The organism is Isoptericola sp. NPDC060257, from assembly GCF_042726645.1.
Taxonomy (GTDB): domain Bacteria; phylum Actinomycetota; class Actinomycetes; order Actinomycetales; family Cellulomonadaceae; genus Isoptericola; species Isoptericola nanjingensis.
On record NZ_JBHXAW010000125.1, the window covers coordinates 1 to 11,670 of the forward strand.

Consider the following 11,670-nt stretch of genomic DNA (forward strand, 5'->3'; position numbering starts at 1 on the left):
GATGCTCGCCGACCCGGACGCCCGCCTCGTCACGGCACCCGTGGAGGGCGGAGGCGAGGCCACCGCCCTGGTCTCCGGCGACGACGTCCTGGTCTCCGCCGAGGGCATGCCCGCCCCCGGTGAGGGTCACGACTGGCAGCTGTGGATCGTCGCCGACGACACGCCCGTGTCGGCAGGCCTGATGCCGGCGGCCTCCGGCGGCGTGTCGCGCGCGCTCGTCCAGGGCGGCGCCGGGCACGTGGTCGCGGTGACGCTGGAGCCCGCGGGAGGCTCGGCTCAGCCGACCACCGACCCCGTGCTGGCGATCGAGTCCTGACTCCCCGGGCGCCGGCCGCGGGAGGTCCACGCACGCCGGAGGGCCGCCGCACCCCCTGCGTGCGGCGGCCCTGCGAGCCTCGTGACGGACGACCGGGGTCCCCGGAGCGGCGTCACATCGGCGGCATCAGCACCGAGTCGACGAGGTAGACGGTGGCGTTCTGGGTCATCACGCCGCCGCAGACGACGTTGGCGTCGTCGACCTTGAGCTCGTCGCCGGAACCGGTGACCTCGAGGGTGTCGCCCTGGACGGTCTCGTGCTCCCCGGCGATGTCCTCGGGCAGGATCTGGCCGGGTACCACGTGGTAGGTGAGCACCGTGGTCAGGAGGTCGGCGTCCGTGGCGAGGGTGTCGAGGGTCTCCTTGTCCACCTCGGCGAACGCGTCGTCGACCGGCGCGAACACGGTGAACTCGCCGCCGTTGAGGGTGTCGACCAGGTCGACGTCGGGGTTGAGCTCGCCGCTGACGGCCTTCGTCAGCGTGGTGAGCATCGGGTTGTTGGACGCGGCCACGGCGACCGGGTCGGTCGACATGCCCGTGATGGAGCCGGCGCCGTCGGGCACCTGCTCGGCGTAGGCGTCGCAGCCGGGGCCGACGAGGTTCGCCGCCGGGTCGGCGGACATGTCCTCGCTCATCTCGTCCGACGGCTCGTCGGAGGCCATCGGCGACTCCTCGGCCATCGTCTCCTCGGAGCCGGACCCGGCGGCGTCGGAGCCGGAGTCGGACGAACAGGCGGCGAGCCCCAGCAGGGCCAGGGTGGCGAAGCCGGCGGCGGCGGTACGGGTGCGAGTGCGGACGTTCATCGTTCTCTCTCCTTGCGTCGTCGCCCCTCCGGTCCGGGGCGCTCGACGGGGGTTCGGAGCGGGCGCCGCGTCGGATGGGTGTCGTCCGTGACCCCATCCGCCGGCCCCGCGGTTCCGAACGACGGGCATGGAGACCCTGGTCCTGATCGGTCTGCTCGGTGGCCTCATCACCGGCATCTCGCCGTGCATCCTGCCGATGCTCCCGGTGATCTTCTTCGCCGGCGGGGTGCAGGGCGCGCGCGAACCGGCGCTGCGGTTCGACGTGCCGACGGCGGTGCGCACCGGCGCGGGCGGGCAGGTCGAGACGGGCGTCGCGCCGACCGGCGGGGGAGCCGCCGTCGACCTGGCGGACCGGCCCGCCCGCGCCCGTGCGCGGTCGTGGCGCCCGTACCTCGTCATCGCCGGCCTGGTGCTGAGCTTCAGCGCGATGACGCTGCTGGGCTCGCTGGTCCTGGGCGCGCTCGGGCTGCCGCAGGACCTGCTGCGCTGGGTCGGCATCGTGCTGCTCGCGGCCCTCGGGGTCGGGATGATCGTGCCGCGGTTCGAGGAGGTGCTGGAGCGCCCCTTCCTGCGGCTCGCGTCGCTGGGGTCGCGCCGCGCGGCAGGCCAGGACCGGGGCGCGTTCCTGCTCGGCCTCGGGCTGGGGGTGCTCTACGTGCCGTGCGCCGGCCCGGTCCTCGCGGCGATCACGGTCGCCGGCGCGACGGGCGACATCGGGCCGGGGACGGTGGCCCTCACGGTGTCGTTCGCCGTCGGCGCGGCGGTGCCGCTGCTGGTCTTCGCGCTCGCCGGACGACGCGTCGCGGAACGGGTCTCGGCGTTCCGCCGCCACCAGCGCGGCATCCGCGTCACGGGCGGCGTCGTCGTCCTCCTGCTGGCGGGGGCCCTGGCGCTGAACCTGCCCCAGCAGCTGCAGCGCGCGCTGCCGGACTACACGGGCGCGCTGCAGCAGCAGGTGGACGAGAACGCCTCCGTGCAGGACGCGCTCGACCTGGGCGGGATCGTCACCGACGCGAACCGGGAGCTGTCGAACTGCTCCAACGGGTCGGCGGAGCTGGCCGACTGCGGCACCGCTCCGCCGCTCACCGGCATCACGCGGTGGCTCAACACCCCGGACGGCGCGGCGCTGGACCTGGACGACCTGCGCGGCAAGGTCGTGCTCATCGACTTCTGGACCTACTCCTGCATCAACTGCCAGCGCGCCGTCCCGCACGTGAACGCCTGGTACGACGCGTACGAGGATGCCGGCCTCGAGGTGATCGGGGTGCACACGCCGGAGTTCGCCTTCGAGCGGGAGACGCGCAACGTCGTCGCCGGCGCCCGCGACCTCGGCGTCGAGTACCCGATCGCGCAGGACAACTCCTACTCCACGTGGACGACGTACCGGAACCGGTACTGGCCGGCCGAGTACCTGATCGACGCCGAGGGCACCGTCCGCTACATCAAGCACGGGGAGGGCGGCTACGACGTCACCGAGCAGCACGTCCGTGACCTGCTGCGCGCCGCCGACCCGGACGTCGACCTGCCGCCCGCCACGGACGTCGCGGACACGACGCCCGGCGAGGAGACGACCCCGGAGACCTACCTCGCCCTCAACAAGGTGTTCAACTACTCGGGCTCCCCCGAGTACGGCTCCGGCCGGGAGGCGTACTCCCACCCGGACGACCAGCCGCGCGACACCTTCTCCCTCGGCGGCACGTGGGACGTCGACTTCCAGGGCGCGACGGCGGGCTCCGGCGACGCGACCCTGCGGCTCGCGTACCGCTCGACCGACGTGTTCAGCGTCCTCGGCGGCGAGGGGACGGTCACCGCCCGCGTGCTCGCCGACGACGGCAGCGTGCGCGCCGAGCGCGAGATCGACGTGTCCGGGAACCCGACGCTGTACGACGTGCTGCGCGGGGACGGGCCGACCGAGGGCGTCGTGGAGCTCGACGTGCCCGACGGCGTCGCGGTCTACGCGTTCACCTTCGGGTGACCTGGCAGGTCACGACCAGCCCTCCGCCCCCTGCGCCCACGGGCCGACGCGCACCTCGGCGCCGTCGAGCACGTCGAGCTCGGTGGTCGGGACCAGCGGGACCGGATCTCCGTCCGGGACGGCGACGACGTCCACCGTCGTGGTGACGTCCGGGTCGTTCGCCGTCGACATGGCCCGCCACTCCACGGTCGCCAGCGCGCGCTCGCCCGCCGGCACGACGACGCGGCCCGCGACCACGCCCGGTGCGGACGGCTCGGTCGTGACGTCGTCCTGCGGCTCGCCGTCGGCGTCCCGGAACGTCAGCCGCGGCACGCCGTCGAGGGCGCACGGCCGCCCGGACACGTTCTCGGCGAGCACGGCGAGATACCGGCCGCCGGCCGCGGCGTCCGGCGTGCCGAGGGTGAGGCGGAGGTCGTCGCCCGCGCAGGCAGGGGCGTCGTCGTCGGCCGGCCACGCCCCGACGCCCGTGGGAAGCGGCACGGTGTGCTCCTCGGGCGTCGGGGGCGGCGCGGCCGCGACCCAGCCGTCGACGCTCGCGGCGTAGCCCGGCTCGGTGAGCGTGTACGCGAGGTGGCGGCCCCCGGCGTCGCGGGCCGGGTCGTCGAGCCAGCGCGCGACGTCGCCCGCCTCGGGGGACGACGTCGGCCCGGCGAGGCCTACCTGGAGCGTCAGCGCGGTGTCGTCCGCCGCCGTCGTGCCCGTGGGGAACCCCGCGTGCACGACGACCGACGCCACGCCCGGCCGTCCGGCCGCATCGACGGCCAGCCGCGCGGCCGCCACCACGGGGACGCGCCCGGAGGCGTCGTACCGCACGGCGTCGTCGGCGGTGCCGAGCGACGCGGCGATCTTGTGCTCCGCGGCCTCCTCCGCCAGCCGCACGAGTCCCTCTCCGTCGGCCGCCTCCGCGCTGGCGCCGCTCACCGTCGTCGCGCCCGCACGGCGGAGGACGACGGCGTCCGCGACGGAGGACGCGTCGCCGTCCTCGGTCACCCACGCGGTCAGCGGGTAGACCTCGACGCCGTGCACGGTCCGCGGGTCGCCGGTGTGCACCGCCGTGGTGCGGGACAGCGTGCGCACCCCGTCGACCCGCGCTGCCGCGAGCAGACCGTCCGCCCGCGCGGCGGCCGCGCTCGCGGCCTCGGGGGAGAGCACGTCGTCCAGCACGACGTCGACGGTCGCGAGGGCGACGTCGCCGTCCTTCGCGTCGCGGAAGGCCACCTCGTAGCCGGTGACCTCCGCGGAGACGACGCCGGGGAGGTCGGCGACCTGGCGGGTGGCCGCGCGCAGCTCGTCGGGCACCGGGTCCCACGGGCGCCAGACGGCGAGCAGCGCTGCGGTGCCGGCCAGCAGGATGACCGCCGCCACCAGGGCGGACGTGCGTCGTCGGGTCACGACGGGAGCGTGCCAGACCCGCGGGACGGGTGAGCGGCGGACCTGGGCGTGCCCTGTGCAGATGCTGCGCCCTTCCGGATGAGAACCCCCTCATGGTCGCCTCATCCGTGACTCAGGCAACCTCCGCAGGGTGACCAGGGTGCGACAGATATCAGCGGTCGAACCCGAGCTCCCGGCGCGACGCCGGGTCGCGTTCTACTCCCACGACACGCAGGGCCTCGGCCACGTGCGGCGCACGTCGCTGCTGGCGCGCGCGGTGGTGGACGCCGACCCGGACGTCGACGTCCTCCTCCTGTCCGGCGCGCGGGAGGCGACGAGCCTGCCGCTGCCGGAGCGCACGGAGGTCGTGACCCTGCCGCGCGTCGGCAAGGACCCGGACCTGGGCTACGGCCCACGCGCCTGGGGCGGCACGCTGGACGACGTCGTCCGTGTCCGGGCGGGCGTGCTCGACGGCGCGCTGGCCGCGTTCCGCCCCGACGTGCTCGTGGTGGACAAGGTGCCGCTCGGCGTCGGCGGCGAGCTGCTGCTCGCGCTGCGGCGGCTGCGCGCCGAGGGCGGGACCGCGTGCGTGCTCGGGCTGCGCGACGTGCTCGACACCCCCGAGGTCGCCGTCCGCGAGTGGCACGAGCAGCGCAGCACGTCCGTCGTCGAGCGGTTCTTCGACGAGGTGTGGGTGTACGGCGACGCGCACGTCTACGACCCGCTCGCCGAGTACGCGCTGCCCGACCACATCGCCGCCCGCACGGTGTTCACCGGATACCTCGGTCGCGGTCGCGCGTCCCTCGCCGAGCCGGTGCGCGAGGGGGCGCCCTACGTCCTCTGCCTGGTCGGCGGCGGGCAGGACGGCGCGTCCCTCGCGGAGGCGTTCGCCGCCGCGCCGCTGCCCGTGGGCCACCGGGGAGTGCTCGTCACCGGGCCGTACCTGCCGGAGACGACGCGGGACCGGCTGCACGCCGTCGCCGCCGGCCGCGACGACCTCGAGGTGCACGCGTTCGTGCGCGACGTCGTGCCCCTGGTCGAGGGCGCCGCCGCCGTCGTGACGATGGGCGGCTACAACTCCGTGTGCGAGCTGCTGGCGTCCGGCCGGCCCGGCCTCGTCGTGCCGCGCACCCATCCCCGCGCCGAGCAGCTCGTGCGGGCCCGCCGGCTCGCCGACCTCGGTCTGCTCGACGTCCTCGTCGGCGCGATCACCCCCGAGCGGGTGGCCGCCTGGCTCGCCCGCACCGCCGCCGACGACGCGGCCCGGCGCCCGGAGGTCGACGTCGACCTCGACGGGCTGTCGCGCGTCCCGGAGCTCGTCGACGCGCTCGTGGATCGGCTCGCCCACCGGAACGAAGCCGCCGCCCGCCCGGCGGCAGCCACCCCGCACCCGCAGGACCAGCAGGAGGAGGAGCACCGTGCCACGGCCTGAGACCACCCCCATGACTCCCTCGACGACGGCACCGACCCCGCGCGTCGGCTACGTGACCAAGATGTACCCGCGCTTCTCGGAGACGTTCATCGTCAACGAGGTCCGCGGCCTGGAGCGCCGCGGCCTGGAGATCGAGATCTTCTCGTTGCGCGCCCCCGTCGACACCCGCTTCCACGCGGCGCTGGCCGACGTCGCCGCGCCGGTCCGGTTCGTGCCGCGTGCGGCCCGCGCGTCGGACGCGTGGTGGGCGCTCGCGGAGGCCCACGACCGGCTCGACCTGCGCAGCCTGCCCGCCGCCGTGCTCGCGGACCTGCTCGCCGCCGACCCGGAGGACGCCGTGCAGGCGCTGTGGGTCGCGTCCGCCGCGCACGACGCCGGCCTGACACACCTGCACGCGCACTTCGGGTCGGTCGCGACGACGGTCGCGCGGCTCGCCGCCGCCGTCCTCGGCATCGGGTACACGTTCACCGCGCACGCGAAGGACATCTTCCACGAGTCGGTGGACCCGGCCGACCTGCGGACGAAGCTCGCCGACGCGCGCGCCGTCGTGACCGTGAGCGACCACAACCTCGCCTACCTGCGCGACACCTACGGGCCCGCCGCGGACGCCGTCGTGCGCGTGTACAACGGGCTCGACCTCGACGAGTACGCCCGCACGACGGCGCCCCGACGGCCCGGGCGCGTGTGCGCCGTCGGGCGCCTCGTCGAGAAGAAGGGCTTCGGCGACCTCCTCGACGCGCTCGCCCTCCTCGTGGAGGCCGGCCGCGAGGTGCACCTCGACCTCGTCGGCTCCGGGCCGCAGGAGGCCGAGCTGCGCGACCGCGCCGCCGCGCTCGGCCTGCTGCGGTGCGGCGCGGAGCACGTGACGTTCCACGGCCCGCTGCCGCAGGACCGGGTGCGTGACGTGGTCGCGCGTGCCGCCGTCTTCGCCGCGCCGTGCGTGCTCGGCGCCGACGGCAACCGCGACGGCCTGCCCACCGTGCTGCTGGAGGCGATGGCCCTCGGCACCCCCGTCGTCTCGACGCCGGTCACCGGCATCCCCGAGGCGGTGCGCGACGGCGCGACCGGCCGGCTCGTGCCGCCCGGCGACGCCCCCGCGCTCGCCGCGGCGCTCGGCGCCCTGCTCGACGACCCGGGCGAGGCAGCCCGCCTCGCCGACGGCGCGCGCGCCCACATCGAGGCGGAGTTCGACGTCGTCGGCACGTCCCGCCGCCTGCTGGACGTGCTGGAGACCGCGGCGGCCACCGTCGCGGAGGGGAGGGCGGCATGAGGGTCGCGTACGTGAGCTCCGATCCGGGGGTGCCGGTGTTCGGCCGCAAGGGGTCGTCCGTGCACGTCCAGGCCGTGCTGCGCGAGCTGGTGCGCGCCGGCGCCGAGGTGCACGTCGTCACCACGCGCCCCGGCGACGACGTCCCCGAAGACCTCACCGACGTCGTCATGCACCGCGTCCGCGTGGCCCCGACCGGATCGACGGCCGGCCGCGAGCGGGCCCTGCGGGACGCTGACGACCGGGTCGGCGACCTCCTCGACGCGCTGCACGAGCGAGCCGGGATCGACCTCCTCTACGAGCGCTACTCCCTCTGGGGCACGGCGGCCACTGCCTGGGCGCGCGACGTCGGCGTCCCCAGCGTGCTGGAGGTGAACGCGCCGCTCGTCGCCGAGCAGCGCACCCACCGCGAGCTCGTCGACGAGGCAGCAGCCGAGCGCTGCGCCCGCGCGGCCGTCGGTGCGGCGACGGCAGTCGTGGCGGTGAGCGGGCCCGTCGCGGCCTGGGCGGCCGACCGCGCCGGCGAGCACCCGGAGAAGGTCCACGTGCTGGCGAACGGTGTGGACACCGGGCGGATCGTTCCGGCCGCGGACCGGTGCGGGGGCCGTCGCGACCTGCCGGACTCTTCGCGCGGACGCGTTCACGGGCGCCAGGGCGCGCTCCACGTCGGGAGGGAGACGTCCGCGCGAAGAGTCCGGCATGACGCGACGGCGTTCACCGTGCTGTTCGTCGGCACCCTCAAGCCGTGGCACGGGCTGGACGTGCTGGTCGACGCGTTCGCCGGCGTGCGCGACCGCGTGCCCGACGCGCGCCTGCTGCTCGTCGGCGACGGCCCCGAGCGCGAGGCGGTGCTCGCCCGGGCGAACGCGCTCGGGATCGCGGACGCCGTGGAGCACGCGGGCGCCGTCGCGCCGTCGGAGGTCCCCGCGCTGCTGCACCGGGCCGACGTCGCCGTGGCGCCGTACCCCGACCTCGACGACTTCTACTTCTCGCCGCTCAAGGTCTACGAGTACCTGGCGGCCGGGCTGCCGGTCGTGGCGAGCGCGGTGGGCGAGCTGCCCGACGCCCTGGAGCACGGCGGTGCCGGGGTGCTCGTGCCGCCGGGTGACGCCGCGGCGCTCGCCGACGCCGTCGTCGCGCTCGCGCACGACGGCGACCGCCGCGCCGCGCTCGGCGTCCGCGCCCGGGACGTCGCCGTCGAGCGGCACGACTGGTCGGTCGTCGTGCGCCGGGCGCTGGGGTTCGCGGGGGTCGCGCTTCCCGACACCTCGGCGGCCCTCGCCGACGGGGGTGGTCGCCGTGGCTGAGGATCGCCAGCGGTCGGTGCGGGCGGCGGGCCGGTCGTTCCGCCGGTTCTGGCCGCACCTGCGACACCACGTGCGGCCCGAGCGGCGGCTGCTCGTGCTGGGCGGCCTGGCGCTGCTCGCGGAGGTCGCGATGCGGCTGCTGGAGCCGTGGCCGCTGAAGTACGTGGTCGACGGGATCGTCGCGGCCACCGGGTCGAGCGTCGCCGGGCCGGCGCCCGCGAACCTCGGGCTCGTCATCGCGCTGGCCGCGGGGTCGCTGCTCGTCGTCGTCCTGCTGCGGGCGGGTGCCGCGTACGCCATGACGGTGTGCTTCGCGCTGGCCGGCAACCGCGTCCTCACGGGCGTGCGCGCGGACCTGTACGACCACCTGCAGCGGCTCAGCCTGAGGTTCCACGACGGCTCCACCACCGGCGACCTCGTCACCCGGCTCACCAGCGACGTCGGGCGGCTCAAGGAGGTGTCCGTCACCGCGATGCTGCCGATGCTGGGCAACGTCGTGACGCTCGTCGGGATGGTCGTGGTGGTCGCGGTGCTCGACCCGGTCCTGGCGCTCGTGATGCTCGTCGTCCTGCCCGTCTTCCTGCTCACCAGCGGCCGCCTGTCGCGGCGCATCCGGCACGTCTCGCGCGACCAGCGCAAGGCCGAGGGACAGCTCGCGTCCCTGGCCACCGAGTCGCTCGCGGCCGTGAAGGTGGTGCAGGCGTACTCGCTCGAGGACCGTATGAGCGCCGGGTTCGCCCGGTCCAACACGTCCTCCCTGCGCGAGGGGGTCAAGGCGAAGCGGCTGTCCGCCGGCCTCGAGCGCTCCACCGACGTGCTGGTCGGCCTCGCGACCGCCGTCGTGCTCTACGTGGGGGCGCAGCGCGTGCTCGACGGCGCCCTCACGCCGGGCGAGCTCACCGTCTTCCTCACCTACCTCAAGGCCGCGTTCAAGCCGATGCGCGACATCGCGAAGTACACCGGCCGCATCGCGCAGGCCGGCGCGTCGAGCGAGCGCGTCGTCGAGGTGCTGGAGCGCAGCCCCGAGGTGGTCGACGCGAGCTGGGCGCGCCCGCTGCGGGACGCCCGCGGCGACGTGCGGTTCGAGGGCGTGTGGTTCTCCTACGTGCCCGGCCACCCGGTGCTCCGAGGGCTCGACCTCGCCGTGCGGCCGGGGGAGCGGGTCGCGGTCGTCGGGACGTCCGGGGCCGGCAAGTCCAGCCTCGTCTCGCTGCTGTCCCGCCTGCGCGACCCCGAGTCCGGCGTCGTGCGGATCGACGGCCACAACCTGCGCGACCTCACGCTGCGCAGCGTGAGGCAGTCGGTCGCCGTCGTGCTGCAGGACAGCGTGCTGTTCCGGGGGACCGTGCGCGAGAACATCGCCGCCGCCGTCCCCGACGCCACCGACGCCCAGGTCGAGCGTGCCGCCCGCGTCGCGGGCGCGCACGACTTCGTCACCGCCCTGCCCGACGGCTACGACACGGTCGTGGGGGAGCGCGGCGCGACCCTGTCCGGCGGGCAGCGGCAGCGCATCGCCATCGCGCGCGCCGCGATGCTCGACGCGCCCGTCGTCCTGCTCGACGAGGCCATGACCGGCCTCGACGAGCAGACCGAGCGGGAGGTCGTCGACGCCATGCGCCGCCTCACCCGCGGCCGCACCACGTTCGTCGTGACGCACGACCTCGACGCCGCCCGCGACTGCGACCGCGTCGTGCGGCTCGACGCCGGGCGGATCGTGGCGTCCGGCCCGCCCGACGCCGTGCTCGGCGCGGCCGCCCCCGCGGGGGTGGGTCGTGGCTGAGCGGCTGATCGAGACACCCGGTCGCATCATGGACGGGGCGGCCGACCGCGTGGCCGACCGTGAGCTGGTCGCCCGCGACCCGGCCGTGCCGGCGCTGGCCGACCTCCTCGACCCGGCGGCGCTGGCGCGGAGGGTGGCGGCGGCGACGGGCACGTCGGGCGTCGTGACGCGGCCCTACCTGCGCTACAAGCCGCGCACCAGCTGCCTGCTCGCCGCGCGCTGGGTGCCCGACGTCGGCGCCCCGCGCGACCTCCTCGTACGTGCCTACGCCGACCACGCCCACCCCAAGCTCGCCAAGGCCCTGCGTCGTGCCGCGCCGGGCGACGTCGTGCTGGCGGACGCGGACGCCGGGCTGGTCGTGACCGGCTGGGCGGCCGACCGCGACCTGCCCGGAGCCCGGCTCCTCGCCCGCGGCGGTGCGTCGGCGGTGCTCGCCGACCTCGGCCTGCCCGGTGTCGGGCAGGACGGTGCCGGGCAGGACGGTGCAGGGCCGGACGGTCCCGGGCAGGGCGCAGCGGCCCGGCTGTTGCGGCACAACCCCGAGCGGCGCGCGGTGCTGCACGTGGCGACGGACGGCGGCGGCGTGCTCCTGCGCCTGGCGCGACCGACGGCGGTGCCGCGCGCCCTCGCCGGGTACGGGCTGCTCGCCGCGGCGGGCGTGCCCGCGTCGCGGGTCCTGGCGCACGACCCGAGCCGCGGGGTCGTCGTGACGCGGTGGGTGGACGGCGATCCGCTCGACGCGCTCGACGCCGCGGGCGCACTCGGTGACGCCGGGCTGCGCGACGTCGGCGCGGCGGTCGCGGCGCTGCACGGGTCGGCCACCGCGCTGCTGCCACGGCCCGCGCGGGACGTCCCCGCCCGGGCCGGGCTGCGGCCCGTGGCCGACGCGCTCGCGGGCCTGCTGCCGTGGCTCACGGAGACGGTCGGGCCGCTGGCCGACGCGCTCGACCGGCACCGGCCGACCGCCCCGGGCCGCGCCGTCCCGCTGCACGGGGACCTCTCGCTCGACCAGCTCGTGCGCGACCCCTCCGGCGCGCTGTGGCTCGTCGACGGCGACGCCGCCCGGTGGGGCGCTCCCGAGGAGGACCTGGGATCCCTGGCCGCGAGCCTCGTCCGGGCGCACGACGACGTCCCGGCGGCGGCCCGGCTCGCCGCCGTCCTCGCGGGGCGCGACGACGCGGGCGCGCCCGCCCCCGACCGGACCGCGCTGCGGCACGCGACCGCGGCGCACCTGCTGCGCCGCGCCACCGAGCCGTTCCGCCGCCGGGAGGCGGGCTGGGCGGACCGCACCGCGCGGCTCGTCGGCCTCGCCCGCGACGTCCTCGGCGGCGCCGGCGGTGACCTCGGGGACGTGCTCGACGCCGCGGCGTCGCGCGGCGGCCGTGCCCGCACCGGGACCGCCGCGGCCACGGCCGGGGCG

At 76.4% G+C, this 11,670-nt stretch carries 9 protein-coding genes; 7 read left to right on the forward strand and 2 right to left on the reverse strand.

Going from position 1 to position 11,670, the window contains the following annotated elements; all coding sequences use genetic code 11:
• A partial coding sequence (locus tag ACFWEK_RS11870) for an anti-sigma factor domain-containing protein (RefSeq protein WP_430554174.1) occupies positions 1–316 on the forward strand: 316 nt, incomplete at its 5' end.
• Between the two features lie 112 nt (positions 317–428).
• Here the strand turns inward: ACFWEK_RS11870 and ACFWEK_RS11875 are convergent.
• Positions 429–1,118 carry a fasciclin domain-containing protein gene (locus tag ACFWEK_RS11875; RefSeq protein ID WP_430554175.1) on the reverse strand — a complete coding sequence of 230 codons (690 nt, stop codon included), beginning with the start codon at positions 1,116–1,118 and terminating at the stop codon, positions 429–431.
• A 127-nt stretch (positions 1,119–1,245) separates the two neighbouring features.
• Here ACFWEK_RS11875 and ACFWEK_RS11880 point away from each other — a divergent pair, with 127 nt between their 5' ends.
• A complete protein-coding gene (locus ACFWEK_RS11880; RefSeq protein WP_430554176.1) occupies positions 1,246–3,093 on the forward strand; it encodes a cytochrome c biogenesis protein CcdA in 1,848 nt (615 codons plus the stop codon).
• 9 nt (positions 3,094–3,102) lie between these two features.
• Here the strand turns inward: ACFWEK_RS11880 and ACFWEK_RS11885 are convergent, their stop codons facing one another.
• Positions 3,103–4,485: a DUF4232 domain-containing protein gene (locus ACFWEK_RS11885; protein WP_430554177.1), complete on the reverse strand. Its 1,383-nt coding sequence runs from the start codon at positions 4,483–4,485 to the stop codon at positions 3,103–3,105.
• Positions 4,486–4,624: 139 nt separating this feature from the next.
• Between ACFWEK_RS11885 and ACFWEK_RS11890 the strand changes: the two genes are divergently transcribed.
• The 5 genes from ACFWEK_RS11890 to ACFWEK_RS11910 all read left to right on the forward strand — a co-directional run.
• Positions 4,625–5,896, forward strand: a complete 1,272-nt coding sequence (locus ACFWEK_RS11890; RefSeq protein WP_430554178.1) for a glycosyltransferase family protein — start codon at positions 4,625–4,627, stop codon at positions 5,894–5,896.
• Positions 5,897–5,906: 10 nt separating this feature from the next.
• Positions 5,907–7,166 (forward strand): glycosyltransferase family 4 protein, encoded by a 1,260-nt coding sequence (locus ACFWEK_RS11895; RefSeq protein WP_430546104.1) that lies wholly within the window; start codon positions 5,907–5,909, stop codon positions 7,164–7,166.
• Between the two features lie 11 nt (positions 7,167–7,177).
• A complete protein-coding gene (locus ACFWEK_RS11900; RefSeq protein WP_430554179.1) occupies positions 7,178–8,470 on the forward strand; it encodes a glycosyltransferase family 4 protein in 1,293 nt (430 codons plus the stop codon).
• Positions 8,463–10,250, forward strand: a complete 1,788-nt coding sequence (locus ACFWEK_RS11905) for an ABC transporter ATP-binding protein (protein WP_430554180.1) — start codon at positions 8,463–8,465, stop codon at positions 10,248–10,250. The genes ACFWEK_RS11900 and ACFWEK_RS11905 overlap by 8 nt, the downstream gene beginning before the upstream one ends.
• Positions 10,243–11,670, forward strand: a 1,428-nt coding sequence (locus ACFWEK_RS11910) for an aminoglycoside phosphotransferase family protein (protein ID WP_430554181.1), incomplete at its 3' end; no start/stop codon positions are given. The genes ACFWEK_RS11905 and ACFWEK_RS11910, both read left to right, overlap by 8 nt.